Source organism: Mesorhizobium muleiense, assembly GCF_900099905.1.
GTDB lineage: Bacteria > Pseudomonadota > Alphaproteobacteria > Rhizobiales > Rhizobiaceae > Mesorhizobium > Mesorhizobium muleiense.
This window is the reverse complement of the sequence record NZ_FNEE01000002.1, coordinates 589,909-609,115: the sequence shown is the minus strand read 5'-3', so window position 1 is coordinate 609,115 and position 19,207 is coordinate 589,909. Positions and strand designations below refer to the sequence as shown.

Sequence of the window (19,207 nt, the reverse complement as noted above, 5' to 3'; positions counted from 1 at the left end):
CCTGACCGTTGTTGCCGGACGGGATTGCGGCTTGGCATTGACGCAGCCATGCGCCACGCTTTAGCACTTCAGTCCCGGCGGCATTGGGCGAGGGATTCTTTAGGCGATGGATTTTGGCGGCGGCAACGAGATCCGCTTCGAACGACTGGGCAGCGCCGGCGTCGTCACGCTGACGCGGCCGCAGGCGCTCAATGCCGTCACCCATCGCATGGTCAAGGCGCTCGACAAGGCGCTGCGCGCCTGGGAGCGCGACGACGGCATCGATGTTGTCGTCGTCAAGGCCGAGGGCAGGGCGTTTTCGGCCGGCGGCGACATCCTCCACATCTACGAGGCCGGCCGGGCGGGAAAGCCGCCGGTCGATTTCTTCGCCGACGAATACCGGCTGAACGCCCGCATCGCGCGGTTCGAAAAACCCTATGTCGCGCTGATCGACGGCATCGTCATGGGCGGCGGCGTCGGCATCTCGTTCCACGGCTCGCATCGGCTGCTGACCGAGAACGCCCAGTTCGCCATGCCGGAAGTCGGCATCGGCTTTTTCCCGGATGTCGGCGCCAGTCATCTGCTGCCGGGCCTCGGCGGCAGCTTCGGCATGTATCTGGCCCTGACCGGAAACCGCATCCGCTATGGCGACGCTTTGTGGTCGGGCCTGGCGACGAACACGATCAAGGCGCAGGACCAGGCCGGCTTTCTCGACCGGCTGGTTGCGACAGGCGACCCTGAAGCGGCGCTGCGCGGCTTTTCCGTCCCGGCCCGGCGCGAAACGGACAGTCCGACACTGGAAGCCATCGCCCGCCATTTCGCGCAGCCGTCGCTGAGCGACATCATCGGCAGCCTGGAGCGCGCCGCACCCGCAGACGCGTTCGCGGCAAGGACGCTGGCGACAATCCGCACCCGCTCGCCGACCAGCCTGCATGTTGCCTGGCGCGAGATAAGCGCCGGGCTGACGCTGTCGATGGACGAGTGCATGCGGATGGAGTTCCGTATCCTCAACCGCATGCTTGCCGGCCACGATTTCTACGAGGGCATCCGCGCCGCCATCATCGACAAGGGCTCGACGCCGCAATGGCGGCCGGCAGGCATCGACGACGTCAGTGCTGCCGACGTCGATGCCTATTTCGCTCCGCTCGGCGAACGGGAACTCAAGCTGTGAGCGAGGTCACGTCGAGACGCGTCGTGCTCCAGCCCTCGACGGTCGAGGTCATCTTCGCCTGGTTTCAGCGCGTCATCTCAGGCTACTGTCTGTTGTTCGGGATTTTGTACTGGATCCGGCTGATCGGCTTCTATCCCGGCTCGTTGTGGCGCTTCGACCTGATGCCGGTGCATTGGCAGGTGGCGGCGGTGACGCTCGCCGTCTTCTTTCCCTTCGCCGCCGCCGGTCTGTGGATGCTGGCCTCCTGGGGGCCGGTGATCTGGTTCATCTGCGCGGCGACCGAGACCGTCATGCATGCCGGCTTTCCCGAGCTCTTCGGTCACCGGCCGCTGATCGTCGCCTCGCATGCGGCGGTGGCGCTGCTCTACATCGTCTTTCGCGTGGTGATCTGGGTGCAGAAGCGCCGGAGCCGGCAATAGAGCATCGGATCGATGCTCAACAAGAATAACCCACGCGTCCGGTTGGACGGGCAAATTACCGCCCTGACTCATTGGCTAAATCTTTAGGTTAATCGTCCTTGTTGGGGTGACCCTTCGTTAAGCCTCTTTCGAAACCTATTACCGGTAAGCTCTTGTTAGCCCTAGCGTTTAAGTCGAATTTTATGAGTATTCGATAGTGTCGCGATCAAGGTGAAAAACAAAAAATCACCAGGCGACAAACGAGAGGCGAAGACAATGATCAATTCCCGTCCGGCGGCGAAGACCGCCAACGTATCCGATGACCGCCGCGAGGCGATCCGTTCGCTGTACATGGAATCGCTGCAGCTGGTGGAACGGCTGCACCGCCGCCTGCTTGACGTGATCAAGGACGAATTCGACCGCAACGGCCGTTCCGATATCAACGCCATCCAGGCGCTGCTGCTCTTCAATATCGGCAATTCGGAACTGACCGCCGGCGAGTTGCGCTCGCGCGGCTATTATCTCGGCTCGAACGTCTCCTATAATCTGAAGAAGCTGGTCGATCTCGGCTTCATCAACCACCAGCGCTCGCGCATCGACCGCCGTTCGGTGCGGGTCTCGCTGACGCCGAAGGGCAGTGAGGTGGCGGAAGTCGTCGCCGGCCTCTACGAGCGTCATGTCGGCTCGATCGAGCAGGTCGGTGGCATCAACACGGAAGAATTCAAGCAAATGAACCGCGCCCTGCAGCGCCTCGACCGCTTCTGGAACGACACCATCGCCTATCGCATGTAAACCATGTCCATCGCATGCAACCGCGCCACTGGCGCGGTCGGGGAGCGATCCAAAAGACCGGTGCCGAAAAGCATCGGTCTTTGCGTTTCGTGAGGCCAGCCGATCCAAATCGCGGTCAGGGTCACGTTGCCGCCATATTCCCGGTGGAAGCGAAAACGCGGTGATGTAGCGGCGCGAGCCAATCCGTCTCCCCGCCAACCGCCTCAGTGAAGGCGCGTCGCGCCCGGCGCGTTCTCGCACAGAATCGAGTGGTGCATGGTTGGCTAATTGTTAAGGGCGCCAACCTTAGAGTGGGCAGGGCCTAGCATGCGGGCGGATTGCCCGGTGAAAAAAAACTGTTACAGGACTATCTGGAGCGTACATGAGAACCAGTCGCCGTTTCTTCCTTTCCGGAGCCTCCGCGTTGGCCGCGACGATGGTTGCCGGTGGCGCCAGCGCGCAGGACGTGATCGCGGACATCCTGAAATCCTCGGGCCGCGGCAACTGGAACGACCAGTTCGACGCCCGCGCCAGCGAGGGCGGCAAGGTGGCCTCGACGCTGCCGATCGTCAGCCTACAGACCGTTGCGTACACCGAGCAGGCGATCGCGCAGTATCAGAACATTGTCGCGCAGGGCGGCTGGGAGCGGGTCCCGGACACCAAGAAATTGCAACTCGGCGTCATCGATCCCGACGTGGTGCCATTGCGCAGGCGCTTGATGATTTCGGGTGACCTGGCGCAGAGCGCCGGCCTTTCAGAGGCCTTCGATTCCTATGTCGATGCGGCGGTCAAGCGCTTCCAGGCGCGTCATGGCCTGCCTTCCGACGGGACCCTGGGCCAATATAGCTATGCGGCGATGAATGTCTCGGCGCAGGTCCGGCTTGGCCAGCTGCAGACCAACCTGCAGCGGCTGAACGAACGCGCCGGTACGCTGGGCAACCGCTATGTATTGGTCGATATTCCCGGCGCCCAGATCGAAGCGGTCGAAAACGACCGCGTCGTGCTGCGCCACACTGCCGTCGTCGGCAAGATCGATCGCCAGACGCCGATCGTCGATTCCAAGATCAACGAGATCATCGTCAATCCGTACTGGAACGCGCCGGTCTCGATCGTGCGCAAGGACATCATTCCGCTGATGCGGAAGGACCCCAATTATCTCAAGGACAGCAAGATCCGGCTGTTCGCACCGGATGGCAGCGAGGTCGATCCACTGACTGTCGACTGGTCGACCGACGACGCGGAGAAATACCGCTTTCGCCAGGATCCGGGCGCCGGCAATGCGATGGCCTCGGTCAAGATCAATTTCCCGAGTCCGGACGGCGTCTACATGCACGACACGCCGCAGCAGAGCCTGTTCGGCAAGATGATGCGCTTCGATTCCTCGGGCTGCGTGCGCGTCCAGAACGTGCGCGACCTCGTCACCTGGATCCTGCGCGACACGCCGGGCTGGAGCCGCCAGCATTTCGAGGCGTCGATCAAGAGCGGCGAGAACATCCCGGTGCAGGTTACCAATCCGGTGCCGGTCTTTTTCCTCTACATCTCGGCCTGGTCGACGGGGCCTGGCGTCGTGCAGTTCCGCGACGACATTTACGGGCTCGACGGAGCCAACGAGCTGCAGATCACCTCTGCGCTCTAAGCCACTGATCTTATTGAATTGATGAAAGGCCGCCATCGAGGCGGCCTTTTTGATGTGCGCCAGGCATCGCGCGTGGTGCGCAAGCACCGTTTGGCCGGGATGGTAGCCGGTCAATGACTGGAGGTGAAAGTCCTCTGCTGGCCCAAGTGGCGTCGCGAAGCCTTGCTGAACGGCCGGCAGGCGAGGAAATAGGTGGCTCTTCGCCACGCTGCCGCAATCCGACCAGCAAATTTCGCGCCGCAAACGTGGCGGGGCGAAAGCAACTGTGTTAATGGCGCGGCAGACCCCCCGGACGACAAGGATCTCAAGCATGGCAACAGCAGCGGCAGTGTCGAACAAATTCGAATCCTTCTTCGAAACCACGCTTGCCGATGCCGATCCGGAGATTTTCGGCGCGATCCGCAACGAACTCGGCCGCCAGCGCCACGAGATCGAGCTGATCGCTTCGGAAAACATCGTCTCCCGCGCCGTTCTGGAAGCGCAGGGGTCGGTCATGACCAACAAATACGCCGAGGGCTATCCGGGCAAGCGCTACTATGGCGGCTGCCAGTTCGTCGACGTGGCCGAGGACCTGGCCATCGAGCGCGCCAAAAAACTGTTCGGCTGCAACTTCGCCAACGTTCAGCCGAATTCCGGCAGCCAGATGAACCAGGCGGTCTTTTTGGCGCTGCTGCAGCCCGGCGACACCTTCATGGGGCTCGACCTGAATTCCGGTGGCCACCTGACGCACGGTTCGCCGGTCAACATGAGCGGCAAATGGTTCAAGGTCGTTTCCTACGGCGTCCGCAGGGACGATCACCTGCTCGACATGGACGCGATCGAGAAGACCGCCCACGAGACCAGGCCGAAGCTGATCCTGGCCGGCGGCACTGCCTATTCGCGCGTCTGGGACTGGAAGCGTTTTCGCGAGATCGCCGATTCGATCGGCGCCTATCTGATGGTCGACATGGCACACATCGCCGGCCTGGTCGCCGGCGGCGTACATCCGTCGCCGCTGCCATACGCCCATGTGGTCACCACCACCACGCACAAGTCGCTGCGTGGCCCGCGCGGCGGCATGATCCTGTGCAATGACGAGGACATCGCCAAGAAGATGAACTCGGCGGTGTTTCCAGGCCTGCAGGGCGGTCCGCTGATGCATGTCATCGCCGCCAAGGCGGTGGCCTTCGGCGAAGCGCTGAAGCCAAGCTTCAAGATCTATGCCGAGAGCGTTGCCGCCAACGCCAAGGCGCTGGCCTCCAGCCTGCAGGAAACCGGCCTCGACATCGTCTCCGGCGGCACCGACAACCATCTTATGCTGGTTGACCTCAGGCCGAAGAACGCCACCGGCAAGCGTGCCGAGGCAGCGCTTGGCCGTGCCAACATCACCTGCAACAAGAACGGCATCCCTTTCGATCCCGAAAAGCCGTTCGTCACCTCGGGCGTGCGCCTCGGCACGCCGGCTGGCACCACGCGCGGTTTCGGCCAGGCCGAGTTCCGCGAGATCGGCAAGCTCATCGCCGAAGTGCTGGACGGGCTCAAGGCCGCGAATTCCGATGAGGGCAATGCAGCCGCCGAAGCAGCGGTGAAGGCGAAGGTGGCCGCGTTGACGGATCGTTTTCCGCTCTATCCCTATCTCGGTTGAGCTCACGCAAGGTGTCGTCCGTTATCGCCGGACGAGAAGCACTTTTTCAGCGGGGACGGAGTCCGGACAGGAGCCTTGACGATGATGCAGATTTTCCGTGTCGCTGGCTTTGGCGCGCTTGGCGTGTTGTTGGTCACATTGACCAGCTTGCCGTCCGCCGCCCAGGCACAGTCTGCGCCCACCCCAGCCGCACCGAAGACCGAAACCTTCGGCAACTGGTCCACCACTGTGGACGAGATCGATACCGGTGGGGATCTGCGCAAGACCTGCGTCGCCTCGACCGCCTTCCTCGACGCGAGCGGTACCAGCGGCACGCTCACGCTTGCCATCTCGAACGGCGATGCACTGCCGCCCAATGGCTATCCGACCCTCGTCATCGCCATGAAGAACAAGGACTTGCCGACTGGCGAGAACATTCCGGCGGTGTTCGGCGATGGCGACGGCAAGGTCAAGGCGACCGTCGATGCCATGGCCGGTGGCGGCGGAAAATGGATGTTGAACAACAAGCCCGAGATCAGCCTGGCCCTGCTGCGTGCCATGCGCCGCGCCAGCGCGCTCGACGTCATATTCGCCGACACGCCGGTCGCGACCGTATCGATGGACGGCTTCACCAAGGCCTATCGCAGCCTCGGCGTGTCATGTGGGTTCCCGACTGCTGATGTCGCGCCGTAATCGGCCGGTATTGCCGTTGATGCTGGCAATTTTCCCCGCGCCTCGCTATCTCTGAGGCGCGACCCGATACTTTGCCATCGCGGCAAAAACCTCTAAGCCTTCGCTCCACGAGATTCGCGAACACAAGGCTGCTCATGCGCTGTCCCTACTGCCAGTCCGAAGATACGCAGGTGAAGGATTCGCGCCCCGCCGAAGACGGCGCGGCCATCCGCAGGCGGCGCGTCTGCCCCGATTGCGGCGGCCGCTTCACCACCTTCGAACGGGTGCAGTTGCGCGACCTCGTTGTGGTGAAGAAGTCCGGACGCAAGGTGCCGTTCGACCGCGACAAGCTGCTGCGCTCGGTCGAGATCGCCGTGCGCAAGCGCAACGTCGATCCCGAGCGCATCGACCGCGCGGTGACCGGCATCGTGCGCCAGCTCGAAAGCTCCGGCGAGACCGAGGTCGCCTCGGGCGAGGTCGGCCGCCTGGTGATGGAGGCACTGAAGTCGCTCGACGACGTCGCCTATGTGCGCTTCGCCTCGGTCTATCGCAATTTCCGCGAGGCCAAGGATTTTCATGACGTGCTGGGTGAGCTTAAAGGTGACGAGCTCAAGGAAGAGGACGCCGGCTGAGCATGGCAAGGCGCAGCCAAGCCGAGCAAGAGGTTCTTGATCGCCGCTTCATGGCGGCGGCACTGAGGCTGTCGCGGAAAAACGCCGGGCGGACCTCGACCAACCCTTCCGTCGGCACGCTGATCGTGCGCGACGACGGCGCCGGGCCGATGATCGTCGGCACCGGCGTCACCGCTGTCGGCGGCCGGCCACATGCCGAGACCGAGGCGCTGGCGGAGGCCGGCGAGCTCGCACGCGGCGCCACCGCCTATGTCACATTGGAGCCCTGCGCCCACCATGGCCGCACCCCGCCTTGCGCCAGTGCACTGGTCAATGCCGGCGTCGCGCGGGTGGTTGGGGCTGCGAGCGACCCCGATCCACGCGTGTCCGGCAACGGCTATGCGATCCTGCGTGCCGCCGGTGTCGAAGTGGTCGAAAAGGTGCTCGTGGCAGAAGCCGCCGAGCAGATGGCCGGCTATCTCATTCGATCTCTGAAAAAACGTCCGGAAGTGATCCTGAAACTTGCGATTTCCAGCGATGGCAAGATCGGCATGGAAGGCGCGGGGCAGGTCTCGATAACCGGCGACATCGCCCGGCGCGAAGTCTATCTGATGCGCGCCGAAGCCGACGGCGTGTTGATCGGCATCGGCACGGCGCTGGAGGACGATCCCGCGCTGACGGTGCGGTTGCCGGGGCTGGAGAACCGCTCGCCGGCGCGCATCGTGCTCGACCGCCAGATCAGGCTGCCGGAGACGTCGAAACTGGTCGCCGGCCTCGACCGGGTTCCGCTCTATGTCGCCGCCTGTGCCGAAGCCGATCCGCACCGGCGCGCCGCGCTCGAACGCGCCGGCGTGCGCTTCATCGGCACCGAGACGTATGAAGGCGATATTGCGCTGCCGGAACTGCTTGAGGATCTTGCCGCACTCGGCATGGCGAGCGTTCTGGTCGAGGGCGGCGCCAAGGTGGCCAAGGCCTTCCTCGCCGAAGGGCTGGTCGACCGCATCGTGCTGTTCCAGGGGCAGGAGCCGATCGGCAGGAGCGGCATTGTATCGCCCATCGACGCCGACCATATCCCGGCAGGATTTCGCAAATTGCGCGACATGCGTTTCGGCGAAGACAGCTACGCCGAGTGGATAAGACCATGATCCTGAAAAGTGGAGCCGATTTTTGGACAAGAACATGGTCAAACTGAAAGACATGATCCCGAAACGTGGGAACCGGTTTTCGGAAAAGATCATGGCCAACCAAGAAGCCAGAGTCTGATGTTTACCGGGATTGTCACCGATGTCGGCACCGTCGCTGCCGTCAAGCCGCTGAGAGAGGGCGTCGGCTTGCGCATCGACACCGCCTATGACCCGCAGACGATCGCCATTGGGGCTTCGATTTCCTGCGGCGGCGTCTGCCTGACGGTGACGGCGCTGCCGGAAAGCGGCGCCAACGCGCGCTGGTTCGAGGTCGAGGCCTGGGAAGAGGCACTCAGGCTGACGACGGCGATGGGCTGGAAATCCGGCACCAGGATCAATCTGGAGCGGCCGCTGAAGATCGGCGACGAACTCGGTGGCCACATCGTTTCAGGCCATGTCGACGGCATGGCCGAGATCGTTGCGCGCAAGGAGGAGGGCGATGCCGTGCGCTTTACGCTGGAAGCGCCGCGCGATCTGGCCAAATTCATCGCACCCAAGGGTTCCGTCGCGCTCGACGGCACCTCGCTCACCGTCAACAAGGTCGACGGCACCCGCTTCGACGTGCTCTTGATCCATCACTCGCTGACCGTGACCACCTGGGGCGAACGCCAGGTCGGCGACCGCGTCAATCTGGAGATCGACACCATGGCCCGCTACGCGGCCCGCCTGGCGGAGGCCGCGAAAGAGGGGCTTTGATGGTCCTGCCGGAGAGCGGCGTGGATTCATACGGTTATCCGAACAGGACGAGCACCTCGGATCTGATTGGCGCCCTTGTTCCGTTTGGCGCTGCCCCTCACCCGCCTGCCGGCGACCTCTCCCCGTAAACGGGGCGAGGGGCGATTTCATCGATGGTTTCGCCAATCACCAGCGTTGCAAGAAGGGCGGCGGCGATGCGGCCGGCCTCTTTCGCCCCGTTTACGGGGAGAAATGCCCGGCAGGGCAATGAGGGGCAGCGCCGGCTTCGGAGGAAACCAATAATCAGGCACGTCCGCATCTCCACCAATCTTCTGCTTGCGATCAAACCGGCTTCGGCCTAAGTCACCGGCGATCCCGGAGACATCTATGGCTGGCACATCCCAACACGGCAAAGCGTTCATTCGCCCGAAGAAGAAGGCCCACCTTCTTGTCATCGAGGCACGCTTCCACGACGACCTTGCCGACGCGCTGCTCGAAGGCGCGACAAGCGCGCTCGAGGAAGCGGGCGCGACATACGACGTCGTCACCGTTCCGGGCTCGCTCGAAATTCCGGCAGTGATTTCCTTCGCCCTCGACGGCGCCGCCGAAGGCGGGCCGAGCTATGACGGCTTTGTCGCCCTCGGCACCATCGTGCGCGGCGACACCTATCATTTCGACATCGTCGCCAATGAATCGAGCCGTGCCCTGATGGACCTGTCCGTCCAGGAAGCGGTCTGCATCGGCAACGGCATCCTGACCACCGAAAATGACGAGCAGGCCTGGACGCGGGCCAGGCGTTCGGAAGGCGACAAGGGTGGCTTTGCCGCGCGTGCAGCGCTGACCATGATTGCCCTCAAGCAACAGTTGGGAGAGCGGTCGTGAGCGAGCCCGCATCGCCCGGCCAGCCCGCGGTGCGCCACGCCAACAAGCGCGGTGCAGCCCGTCTGGCCGCCGTGCAGGCGCTCTACCAGATGGATGTGGCCGGCAGCGGCGTCTTCGAGATCACCGCCGAATACGAGGCGTTCAGGCTCGGCAAGGAAGTCGACGGCGCGCTCTATCGCGAGGCCGACGCGCAATGGTTTCGCGCCATCCTCGCCGGCGTCGTCGAGAACCAGAAGACCATCGACCCGATCATCCGCCAGGCGCTGACCGAGGACTGGCCGTTGTCCAGGCTCGATTCGACGCTGCGCGCCATATTGCGCGCCGGCGTCTACGAACTGATGAAGCGCGAGGACGTGCCGGTGGCTGTCATCGTCTCGGAATATGTCGATATCGCCAAGGCGTTTTACGAAGAAGACGAGCCGAAGCTGGTCAACGCGGTGCTCGATCGCGTGTCGCGCCGGGTGCGCGGCGAAGGGCGTGGCAAGGACGCTTCATGACGGCCGTCGCTATCGCCGAGGCCGGCAGGGAAGCGCGCCGCACGGCGCTCATCCTTGCCGCTTCGCAGGCGATCATCGGCTCGGCCGCACCCATCGCCATTTCCGTGGGTGGGTTGGCCGGGCACTATCTGCTCGGGTCCGACAAGTCGCTGGCGACGGCGCCGATCACCGGCTTCAACGTCGGCGTGGCGCTCGGCGCCCTGCCGGCAGCAGCCATCATCCGCCGGCTCGGCCAGCGTGACGGCTTCATGACCGGGACGATCGTCACCGCGCTCGGCGGTCTGGTCGCCACGCTGGCGCTATTTTACGCCAGCTTCTGGCTGTTCGCCTTCGGCCTGCTGGTGATCGGCATCGGCGGCGCCTTCGTCCAGCAATTCCGCTTCGCCGCCGCCGACAACGCGCCGCCTGAATTCAAGGCCCGCGCCATCTCCTTCGTGCTGGCCGGCGGCATCGTCACCGCCATCCTTGGGCCTCAGATCGTCATCTTCACCCGCGAATTGTTTGCTCCTGTGATGTTTGCCGGCTCGTTTGCCTCCATCCTGGTGCTGGCGGCGGTCGGCGCCGCCATCCTGTCGTTGCTGCGCATCCCGGCCAAGGCGACGGGCAAAGCGGAAATCGCCGACAGCGACGCGCGGCCGCTCGCCGAGATCGTCACCAGGCCGCGTTTCGTTGCGGCGCTGTTTTGCGCCGTTGGCAGCTATGCGCTGATGAGCTTCGTCATGACTGGCGCGCCGCTCGCCATGGTCGGCTGCGGCCTGTCGACGGACGACGCCACGCTCGGCATTTCCTGGCATGTCATGGCGATGTTCGCGCCGAGCTTCTTCACCGGCTCGCTGATCTATCGCTTCGGCGCCGAACGGATTGTCGCAACCGGCCTTGTGCTGCTGATCGGCTGCGCCGTGGTAGCGCTGTCGGGCCTGGCACTGTGGCAGTTCTGGACGGCGCTGATCCTGCTCGGCCTTGGCTGGAATTTCGGCTTCATCGGCGCCACCGCCATGGTCGCCGACAGCTACCGGCCATCGGAAAAGGCCAAGGTCCAGGGTTTTCACGACTTCGTCCTGTTCGGCTCCGTCGCCTTCGCCTCGCTGATGTCGGGCGCGGTCTACAACGCCTGGGGCTGGGAGATGCTGAACTGGATCATCTTCCCGGTGACGGTGCTGTGCTTCGTGGCGCTGGGCGTGCTGAAGATGACCGCGCGGCCGACCAGCTCATGACCCCGATCCGAAGGTTCGGAAAGGACCATGCGCAAATCAATAGTGCTACAGCGTCCTTTGCGCGTCCAAACGGACGCGACGCGCTGTAGTGACATGACGCTGTCGGGATCAGACAGCAGCGGATTCACCCGCATCCGAACAAAATTATTGCCCCCATCCCCCTTCTTATGAAACCGTGTGCCCCGACGGGGCATTGAAAGTCATGCTCATATGCGGCAGCCGCAGTCCGGTTCTCAGCAAGGGATTTGTGAAATGTTTTCAGTCAAGGTTCTGGCCGGCGCGGCACTGGCGCTCGGCATCACCGCAGCCTCGGCGAGCGCTCAGGTGGTCGTGTCGTCGAAGATAGACACCGAAGGCGGCGTGCTCGGCAACATCATCCAGCTGGTGCTGAACGCCAACAATATCCAGACCACCGACCGCATCCAACTCGGCGGCACCCCTGTGGTGCGCAAGGCGATCACCGCCGGCGAGATCGACATCTATCCGGAATACACCGGCAATGCCGCCTTCTTCTTCGAAAAGGCCGACGATCCGGTGTGGAAGGATGCCGCCAAGGGCTATGAAACGGCCAAGAAGCTCGACTACGACGCCAACAAGATCGTCTGGCTGTCGCCGTCGCCGGCCAACAACACCTGGGCGATTGCGCTGCGCAAGGATGTCGCCGAGACCAACAAGCTGGCGACGCTGTCCGACTTCGGCAAATATGTCTCCGGCGGCGGTCAGGTGGTGCTGGCGGCCTCGGCCGAATTCGTCAATTCGGCTGCCGCGCTGCCGGCTTTCCAGACCACCTATGGCTTCACGCTTAAGCCGGACCAGCTGATCACGCTCTCCGGCGGCGATACGGCGGCGACCATCGCCGCCGCGGCGAACCAAACCAACGGCGCCAACGCCGCCATGGTCTACGGCACCGACGGCGGCATCGCGCCGTCCGGCCTGGTCGTGCTCGAAGACGACAAGGGCGTGCAGCCGGTCTACCAGCCGGCGCCGATCATCCGCGAGGCGGTGCTGAAGGAGCATCCCGAAATCGAGACGCTGCTGAAGCCGGTCTTCGCCAAGCTCGACCTCGTCACCCTGCAGGAACTGAACGGCCGCGTTCAGGTCGGCGGCGAGCCGGTCAAAGGCGTCGCCGAAGACTTTTTGAAGAAGAACGGGTTTTTGAAGTAGTCAGCACGTTTTGAAAATGACGCCGGTGCGAGGCGCGCCATGACCACCCGCTTCGACAAGCTCGGTGTGATCATCGCCGCGATCGTTGCCTACGCCGCCTTCGCGGCGCCCTTCGCCACCTTGCGCGCCAACCGCATCGTGCCAGGCGAGGCGCGCTCGATTCTTGAAGCGCTGCCGCCGACGCTGGGGCCGCTGCTGCTTGCAGTCGTCGTCGTTGCGGCGGTCGTCGCCTTGCTGAAAACGCCGCTGGCCCTGCGCCTGGCCGCCAGCGTGGTCGCGCTTGCCGCACTGGCGCTGCTCATCGGCGTCGCCGGCAGCTTCCTGACGCCTGAGGGCAACAGCTTTGCCCGCATCTCGCCGGCTTCGGGTTTCTGGCTGCTCATCTTCGCCTTTACGCTGTTGCTCGCCGATGGGCTGACGAGGCTGAACCTGTCGCCATCGGCGCGGATCGGCGTGCTCGTCGTCGCGGCAGCGGCGATCGGCCTGCTGCTGGTCTCGGGCAGTTGGAACAGTCTGTCGATCCTCAAGGAATATGCCAACCGTGCCGACAGTTTTTGGGCCGAAGGCTCCAAGCATGTGACGCTGGCGTTGGGCTCGCTGGCAGCAGCGGTGTTAGTCGGCCTGCCGCTCGGCATCCTCTGCCACCGCGTCGAAAAATTGCGGGCCGGCGTGCTCAACGCGCTGAACATCATCCAGACCATTCCCTCGATCGCGCTGTTCGGCCTGTTGATCGCGCCGCTCGGCTGGGTCGCCACGCATGTGCCCGGCGCGGCCTCCCTCGGCATTCGCGGCATCGGCACCGCGCCTGCCTTCGTCGCCCTGTTCCTCTACTCGCTGCTGCCGGTGGTGGCCAACACCGTGGTCGGTCTTGCCGGCGTGCCGCGCGCCGCCAACGATGCCGCACGCGGCATGGGCATGACCGAGCGCCAGCGCCTGTTCGGCGTCGAATTTCCACTGGCCTTCCCGGTGATCCTCACCGGCATCCGTATCGTGCTGGTCCAGAACATCGGCCTTGCCACCATTGCCGCGCTGATCGGCGGCGGCGGTTTCGGCGTGTTCGTGTTCCAGGGCGTTGGCCAGACGGCGATGGACCTGGTGCTGCTCGGCGCCGTTCCGACGGTGGCTATGGCCTTTACTGCCGCCATCATCCTCGACGCATTGATCGAAATGACCTCCACCAGGCGACGCGAGGCACAACCGGCATGATCGAGATCGAAGGCATTACCAAGCGCTATGACGCGACGACCGTCGTCGACGACGTGTCGATGGTGATCGAGCCGCGCACCATCGCCGTCATCGTCGGCACCTCCGGCTCCGGCAAGACGACGCTGCTGCGCATGATCAACCGGCTGGTCGAGCCGACCGCCGGCGTGATCAGGCTCGACGGCGCCGACAACCGCTCGCTGCCCGGCTACGAACTGCGCCGCAGCATCGGCTACACCATCCAGGGCCATGGGCTGTTTCCGCATCGCACCGTGGCGCAGAACATCGCCACCGTGCCGGTGCTGCTCGGCTGGGACGCGGCCCGCACCAAGCGCCGTGTCGACGAGTTGATGACGCTCTACCAGCTCGATCCCCAGGCGTTCGGGCCACGCTATCCGCACGAGCTCTCCGGCGGCCAGCAGCAGCGCGTCGGCGTCGCCAGGGCACTTGCCGCGGAGCCGAACGTGCTGTTGATGGACGAGCCGTTCGGCGCGCTCGACCCGATCATCCGCAACAAGGCGCAGGAGGACCTTCGGGCGATCCAGAAGCGCTTCGGCACCACCATCATCCTCGTCACCCATGACATGGAGGAGGCGGTGCGTATGGGCGACAAGATCGCGGTGATGGATGCCGGCAAGCTGGTGCAATATGCCAGGCCCGCCGAGATCCTGGCGAAGCCGGCCAGCGCCTTCGTCGAGACCCTGGTCGGCGCCAGCGAAAAACCGTTCAGGCTGCTGTCGCTCGGCCGGGTGCGCGACGCCGTGGAGACGGGCACCGCCGAAGGCGAGGCGATCCCCGCCGACGTCAGCCAGCGCGATGCGCTGGCCGAACTGTTGTGGTCGGGACGCCCGGCGTTGCCGGTGACAGGCGCGGATGGCAAGCCGCTCGGCCGCGTGACTGTGGATGGGCTGGTGAAACGCGCGGCGAGGCCGGCATGAAAGAGGCCGGTGTAAAAGCCTGGCTTCCGTCACTGCTCAGGCTTGCCCTTGTGGTGCTGCTCATTGCGTTCGTGACCAATCCGGGTTGGTTCGAGCCGCTGCTGAAGCCGCTGACCGAGAGCAACGCGCCGGCAATCTACAACCAGGGCAGCCTGTTGACCCTGACGCTGCTGCATCTGAGGACCGTGCTGATCGCGACGGTGGCGGCAACCATCGTTGCCGTGGCGCTCGCCATCCTGGTCACCCGGCCGGCCGGCGTCGAATTCCTGCCGCTGTCGCGCAGCCTGGTCAATATCGGCCAGACCTTTCCGCCGGTGGCGGTGCTGGCGCTGGCCGTGCCGGCCGTCGGCTTTGGCGAGAAGCCGACACTGATCGCGCTGTTTCTCTATGGCCTGCTGCCGATCTTCGAGAACGCGCTGACCGGGTTGACGACGATGCCGGCCAATGTGGTCGAGGCGGCGCGCGGCGCCGGCATGACCGGCTGGCAAAGGCTGGTCAAGGTCGAGCTGCCGCTCAGCGCGCCGATCATTCTCGGCGGTATCCGGCTTTCGGTGGTCATCAGCCTCGCCACTGCGACGATCGGCTCGACCGTGGCGGCCAGGACGCTCGGCGAGGTGATCATCGCCGGTCTGTTGTCCAACAATCTCGCCTTCGTGCTGCAGGGCGGGCTGATCGTCGCCGCGCTTGCCGTGCTGATCTATGACGGGCTGTCGGCGATCGAGCGCTACACCGCACGCCGCATGGGGCAGGAGACGGCGTAATTAGCAAAATTCAGATATCGCCTTCGCTCATCTCGGCCAGCGCCAAGAGATGTCGCAAGAGTCCTGTTTTGAGCGGCCTGTTGCCGTGAATCGGGATCGAAAGGCGCACGATGCTGCCTTCCTTGCCGTAGATGTGATGACTGCCGGCAACACGCAAAAGCCTTCGTCCTTGCCGCTCGATGGCACGCGCAAGCTCCTTGCCGGAAATGGACTTCAAACAGCGATTTCCATGATCCGGCCGGGTTTTGAAGTGAAAGATAGCGGCTCTACCGAGAGGCAGCCTTCGATTGCTTCACGCAAGTTCTCGACAAGTTCGTCCAAGGTTTCACCCTGGGTCGCGCAGCCGGGAATTGCCGGCACTTCGGCCAGTAGCCACCTTCTTCGGCTTCGTGAATGATCGCCTTGAACTTCATCGGTCATCTCCAACTCCACCCTGAAGATAGGCTGGCCCGCCGATATTTGCAGAGCTGCATGAGCGCTGTCTATCTGCAAGTTCTGCCTGCCTGATCAGGCTCTCGACGGGTGTGGCAGTCCAACGTCTGCAACGGCCAGCAGAAGGCTTTCATGTTCTACATGACCATGCGGGCGGTGCTGATCTTCGCCGTCAGGCTGGACTGCGACCTGCGCAAAGGCTGACAACCGCCAGCCGATTTCAATCGATCTGATCGGGTGGCGGCACTTGCGAGCGTGTTGCCGCCCCATTGCTTTTGGGCGAAGGCCGGGGCTTTTGGGCGAAAGCCGGGCAAAAACCGAACAATATCTTGACGTTCGCAGCCCTGTTTCGCATAAGCCGATACGAGGGGAGCGGATTCGGCGCGCGGAATCCGCTCCCCGTCTCAACGGCCCAGGGAGGGGTTCTTTTGGGTCATCAATCGAGGAAAATCCGGCAATGACCATAATTTTAGCTGTCATCGCCTGCGGTCTGCTTTCAGTCCTTTACGCCATCTGGGCGACAAAATCGGTCCTCGCGGCCGATCAGGGCAATGCACGCATGCAGGAAATTTCCGCGGCCATCCGCGAAGGCGCGCAGGCCTATCTGGCGCGCCAGTACACCACCATCGCCATCGTCGGCGTCGTGGTCCTGCTGCTCGCCTGGTGGCTGCTTTCAATCACCGCCGCCATCGGCTTCCTGATCGGCGCCGTTCTGTCGGGCGCCGCCGGCTTCATCGGCATGCACGTCTCGGTGCGCGCCAATGTGCGCACCGCGCAAGCGGCTTCCAACAGCCTCGCAGCCGGCCTCGAGATCGCCTTCAAGTCGGGCGCCATCACCGGGATGCTGGTCGCTGGCCTGGCCCTGCTCGGCGTCTCGATCTATTACCTGATCCTCACCCAATTCATCGGCCTCCAGCCCAACGACCGCGTCGTCATCGACTCGCTGGTTTCGCTCGGCTTCGGTGCCTCGCTGATCTCGATCTTCGCCCGTCTCGGCGGCGGCATCTTCACCAAGGGCGCCGACGTCGGCGGCGATCTCGTCGGCAAGGTCGAAGCCGGCATTCCCGAAGACGATCCGCGCAACCCGGCCACCATCGCCGACAATGTCGGCGACAATGTCGGCGACTGCGCCGGTATGGCCGCCGACCTGTTCGAGACCTATGCGGTGACCGTGGTCGCCACCATGGTCCTCGCCGCCATCTTCTTCGGCGGCACCGCCGTTCTCAGCGCCACGATGCTCTATCCGCTGGCCATCTGCGGCGCCTGCATCCTGACCTCCATCGTCGGCACCTTCTTCGTCAAGCTCGGCTCCAACGGCTCGATCATGGGTGCGCTCTACAAGGGCCTGATCGTCACCGGCCTGCTGTCGATCGTCGGCCTCGGCATCGCCACCTCGGCAACGCTGGGCTGGGGCGAGATCGGCACGGTCGACGGCATGGCCATCACCGGCGCGAACCTGTTCATCTGCGGCCTGATCGGCCTTTTGGTGACCGGTCTCATCGTGGTGATCACCGAATATTATACCGGCACCGACAAGCGCCCGGTGAACTCCATCGCCCAGGCTTCGGTCACCGGTCACGGCACCAACGTCATCCAGGGCCTTGCGGTCTCGCTGGAATCGACGGCACTTCCAGCGATCGTCATCGTCGGCGGCATCATATCGACCTACCAGCTCGCCGGCCTCTACGGCACGGCGATCGCAGTCACCACGATGCTCGGCCTTGCCGGCATGATCGTTGCGCTCGACGCCTTCGGCCCGGTCACCGACAATGCCGGCGGCATTGCCGAAATGGCCGGCCTGCCCAAGGAAGTGCGCCAGTCGACCGATGCGCTCGATGCCGTCGGCAACACCACCAAGGCGGTGACCAAAGGCTACGCCATCGGTTCGGCCGGTCTCGGCGCGCTGGTGCTGTTTGCGGCCTACTCCAACGACCTGAAGTTCTTTGCCGCCAATGGCGACAAATACCCTTACTTCCAGGGCATGGGCGAAGTCTCTTTCGACCTCTCCAACCCTTATGTCGTCGCCGGTCTGATCTTCGGCGGTCTGATTCCGTATCTGTTCGGCGGCATCGCCATGACGGCTGTCGGCCGTGCGGCGGGCGCCATCGTCGAGGAGGTGCGCAAGCAGTTCCGCGAGGATCCGGGCATCATGGCCGGCACCTCGAAGCCGAACTATGCGCGTGCGGTCGATCTTCTGACCAAGGCGGCGATCCGGGAAATGATAATTCCGTCGCTGCTGCCCGTGCTGGCGCCGCTGGTCGTCTATTTCGGCGTGCTGCTGATCTCTGGCTCGAAGGCGTCCGCCTTTGCAGCACTTGGCGCCTCGCTGCTCGGCGTCATCGTCAACGGCCTGTTCGTCGCCATCTCGATGACCTCTGGCGGCGGCGCCTGGGACAACGCGAAAAAATCGTTCGAGGACGGCTTTACCGACAAGGACGGCGTCAAGCATCTCAAGGGCTCCGAGGCGCACAAGGCCTCGGTGACCGGCGACACGGTCGGCGATCCCTACAAGGACACCGCCGGTCCGGCAGTCAACCCGGCGATCAAGATCACCAACATCGTCGCCCTGCTGCTGCTGGCCGTGCTCGCGCACGGCTGAGGCGGCTTGGCCTTCCGAGGCCGAGATCCACAACCGAACCCGCAGGAGCGATCCCGCGGGTTCGTCTATTTTGGACGTCCAGCATCAGGGCATTGGCGCCGGTGACGGGTCCAAGCTCGCGTTGAAATGGTCTGAGGAAACAAAAACCCGCAGGATCGCTCCCGCGGGTTTTCGGTCGCCTGAGATGTTGCTGCTTCCCCTCGAAGTTAAAAGAAGGGAAGCAAAAAAGATGAGAAGCCGATTCTGCCGGGATTGATCAGGTGCCGGGCGAGGCGCCGCCGCCGCCGGGGAGGCCGGGCGCCAGCTTGCTGGCGCCGCCCATGATCTGGCTGAGGAAGCTCTGGTCCTTGCCGCCGGTCGGCGTGGTCCGCGAGATGAAGTCGAACACCTTGCCGTCCTTCAGGCCGTAATTGGCGATCTGGGTAACGCGCCCGTCCTCGCCGAAATAGACGGCCAGCACCTTCTGGTCGACCAGCCTCGGCTTGTCGAAGGCGACGTAACGCTTGCGCGTCTGTGAGATGTAGTAGAAGGCCTCGTTGTCGAAAGTCGCCTTGGTCGACGGGGTGCCGAGCGCCAGAAGCACCTGTTCGCGGCTCGAGCCGACCGGCACCAGGTCGATCGCCTGCTGGTCGATGACGTAGCCCTGCGTCAGCGTCTCGCTCGGATTGAGATCACCGATCATCTTCGACGAGTTGCAGCCGCAAAGCGCCGAAGCTGCCACCAGCAGCGAGATCGCGCCGGCGGATCTCGGAAAAGCGGACCTGGGCAGAAAAGTCGACTTGATTTTCAGCGCGCGCAACTACAACTCCATTAGCTG

The 19,207-nt window shown here is 63.9% G+C and carries 21 protein-coding genes; 18 read left to right on the top strand and 3 right to left on the bottom strand.

Annotation, left to right across the window (positions count from 1 at the left end; translation table 11 throughout):
* The first annotated feature begins 106 nt into the window (after nucleotides 1-106).
* The 16 genes from BLT09_RS06960 to BLT09_RS06885 all read left to right on the top strand — a co-directional run bounded on the left by BLT09_RS06960 (nucleotide 107) and on the right by BLT09_RS06885 (nucleotide 15,359).
* Nucleotides 107-1,150: an enoyl-CoA hydratase/isomerase family protein gene (locus tag BLT09_RS06960; RefSeq protein WP_091591578.1), complete on the top strand. Its 1,044-nt coding sequence runs from the start codon at nucleotides 107-109 to the stop codon at nucleotides 1,148-1,150.
* Nucleotides 1,147-1,569, top strand: a complete 423-nt coding sequence (locus BLT09_RS06955) for a DUF6163 family protein (RefSeq protein WP_091591576.1) — start codon at nucleotides 1,147-1,149, stop codon at nucleotides 1,567-1,569. The genes BLT09_RS06960 and BLT09_RS06955 overlap by 4 nt, the downstream gene beginning before the upstream one ends.
* 255 nt (nucleotides 1,570-1,824) lie before the next feature.
* Nucleotides 1,825-2,340 (top strand): transcriptional regulator LdtR, encoded by a 516-nt coding sequence (gene ldtR / locus BLT09_RS06950; protein ID WP_027154640.1) that lies wholly within the window; start codon nucleotides 1,825-1,827, stop codon nucleotides 2,338-2,340.
* Nucleotides 2,341-2,701: 361 nt separating this feature from the next.
* The gene (locus tag BLT09_RS06945) at nucleotides 2,702-3,955 is read left to right on the top strand and encodes a L,D-transpeptidase family protein (RefSeq protein ID WP_091591574.1); all 1,254 of its coding nucleotides are present in this window, start codon (nucleotides 2,702-2,704) and stop codon (nucleotides 3,953-3,955) included.
* A 310-nt stretch (nucleotides 3,956-4,265) separates the two neighbouring features.
* Nucleotides 4,266-5,579 (top strand): serine hydroxymethyltransferase, encoded by a 1,314-nt coding sequence (glyA, locus tag BLT09_RS06940; protein ID WP_091591572.1) that lies wholly within the window; start codon nucleotides 4,266-4,268, stop codon nucleotides 5,577-5,579.
* Nucleotides 5,580-5,660: 81 nt separating this feature from the next.
* A complete protein-coding gene (locus BLT09_RS06935; protein ID WP_413468438.1) occupies nucleotides 5,661-6,251 on the top strand; it encodes an invasion associated locus B family protein in 591 nt (196 codons plus the stop codon).
* A 134-nt stretch (nucleotides 6,252-6,385) separates the two neighbouring features.
* The gene (nrdR, locus tag BLT09_RS06930; protein WP_023798407.1) at nucleotides 6,386-6,862 is read left to right on the top strand and encodes a transcriptional regulator NrdR; all 477 of its coding nucleotides are present in this window, start codon (nucleotides 6,386-6,388) and stop codon (nucleotides 6,860-6,862) included.
* 2 nt (nucleotides 6,863-6,864) lie between these two features.
* Nucleotides 6,865-7,986 (top strand): bifunctional diaminohydroxyphosphoribosylaminopyrimidine deaminase/5-amino-6-(5-phosphoribosylamino)uracil reductase RibD, encoded by a 1,122-nt coding sequence (ribD, locus tag BLT09_RS06925; protein ID WP_091591570.1) that lies wholly within the window; start codon nucleotides 6,865-6,867, stop codon nucleotides 7,984-7,986.
* A 117-nt stretch (nucleotides 7,987-8,103) separates the two neighbouring features.
* The gene (locus BLT09_RS06920; protein WP_091591568.1) at nucleotides 8,104-8,721 is read left to right on the top strand and encodes a riboflavin synthase; all 618 of its coding nucleotides are present in this window, start codon (nucleotides 8,104-8,106) and stop codon (nucleotides 8,719-8,721) included.
* 366 nt (nucleotides 8,722-9,087) lie between these two features.
* Nucleotides 9,088-9,582 carry a 6,7-dimethyl-8-ribityllumazine synthase gene (ribH, locus tag BLT09_RS06915; protein ID WP_091591567.1) on the top strand — a complete coding sequence of 165 codons (495 nt, stop codon included), beginning with the start codon at nucleotides 9,088-9,090 and terminating at the stop codon, nucleotides 9,580-9,582.
* Nucleotides 9,579-10,079: a transcription antitermination factor NusB gene (nusB, locus tag BLT09_RS06910; protein ID WP_023798402.1), complete on the top strand. Its 501-nt coding sequence runs from the start codon at nucleotides 9,579-9,581 to the stop codon at nucleotides 10,077-10,079. Before ribH ends, nusB begins: the two co-directional genes overlap by 4 nt.
* Complete coding sequence (locus BLT09_RS06905; RefSeq protein ID WP_091591566.1) at nucleotides 10,076-11,293, top strand: MFS transporter; 1,218 nt, start codon at nucleotides 10,076-10,078, stop codon at nucleotides 11,291-11,293. Before nusB ends, BLT09_RS06905 begins: the two co-directional genes overlap by 4 nt.
* Before the next feature lie 252 nt (nucleotides 11,294-11,545).
* Nucleotides 11,546-12,457 carry a glycine betaine ABC transporter substrate-binding protein OsmF gene (gene osmF / locus BLT09_RS06900; protein ID WP_023798400.1) on the top strand — a complete coding sequence of 304 codons (912 nt, stop codon included), beginning with the start codon at nucleotides 11,546-11,548 and terminating at the stop codon, nucleotides 12,455-12,457.
* 39 nt (nucleotides 12,458-12,496) lie between these two features.
* The gene (locus BLT09_RS06895) at nucleotides 12,497-13,663 is read left to right on the top strand and encodes an ABC transporter permease (protein ID WP_091591564.1); all 1,167 of its coding nucleotides are present in this window, start codon (nucleotides 12,497-12,499) and stop codon (nucleotides 13,661-13,663) included.
* Nucleotides 13,660-14,598, top strand: a complete 939-nt coding sequence (locus BLT09_RS06890; RefSeq protein ID WP_091591562.1) for an ABC transporter ATP-binding protein — start codon at nucleotides 13,660-13,662, stop codon at nucleotides 14,596-14,598. The genes BLT09_RS06895 and BLT09_RS06890 overlap by 4 nt, the downstream gene beginning before the upstream one ends.
* Nucleotides 14,595-15,359, top strand: a complete 765-nt coding sequence (locus BLT09_RS06885; RefSeq protein ID WP_091591561.1) for an ABC transporter permease — start codon at nucleotides 14,595-14,597, stop codon at nucleotides 15,357-15,359. The genes BLT09_RS06890 and BLT09_RS06885 overlap by 4 nt, the downstream gene beginning before the upstream one ends.
* 10 nt (nucleotides 15,360-15,369) lie before the next feature.
* Here BLT09_RS06885 and BLT09_RS06880 read toward each other — a convergent pair whose 3' ends face one another.
* The gene (locus BLT09_RS06880) at nucleotides 15,370-15,576 is read right to left on the bottom strand and encodes a type II toxin-antitoxin system HicA family toxin (protein WP_027154628.1); all 207 of its coding nucleotides are present in this window, start codon (nucleotides 15,574-15,576) and stop codon (nucleotides 15,370-15,372) included.
* On the bottom strand, nucleotides 15,573-15,779 hold the full coding sequence (locus BLT09_RS06875; RefSeq protein ID WP_208602482.1) for a type II toxin-antitoxin system HicB family antitoxin: 207 nt from the start codon (nucleotides 15,777-15,779) through the stop codon (nucleotides 15,573-15,575). The genes BLT09_RS06880 and BLT09_RS06875 overlap by 4 nt, the downstream gene beginning before the upstream one ends.
* A gap of 102 nt (nucleotides 15,780-15,881) precedes the next feature.
* Between BLT09_RS06875 and BLT09_RS33540 the strand changes: the two genes are divergently transcribed.
* Entirely contained in the window at nucleotides 15,882-15,995 is a 114-nt protein-coding gene (locus tag BLT09_RS33540; RefSeq protein WP_139172543.1) for a DUF2165 family protein, read from the top strand.
* 253 nt (nucleotides 15,996-16,248) lie between these two features.
* On the top strand, nucleotides 16,249-18,390 hold the full coding sequence (locus BLT09_RS06870; protein ID WP_091591559.1) for a sodium-translocating pyrophosphatase: 2,142 nt from the start codon (nucleotides 16,249-16,251) through the stop codon (nucleotides 18,388-18,390).
* 256 nt (nucleotides 18,391-18,646) lie between these two features.
* Here the strand turns inward: BLT09_RS06870 and BLT09_RS06865 are convergent, their stop codons facing one another.
* Nucleotides 18,647-19,189 carry an outer membrane protein assembly factor BamE gene (locus BLT09_RS06865; RefSeq protein ID WP_091591558.1) on the bottom strand — a complete coding sequence of 181 codons (543 nt, stop codon included), beginning with the start codon at nucleotides 19,187-19,189 and terminating at the stop codon, nucleotides 18,647-18,649.
* Between the last annotated feature and the right edge of the window lie 18 nt (nucleotides 19,190-19,207).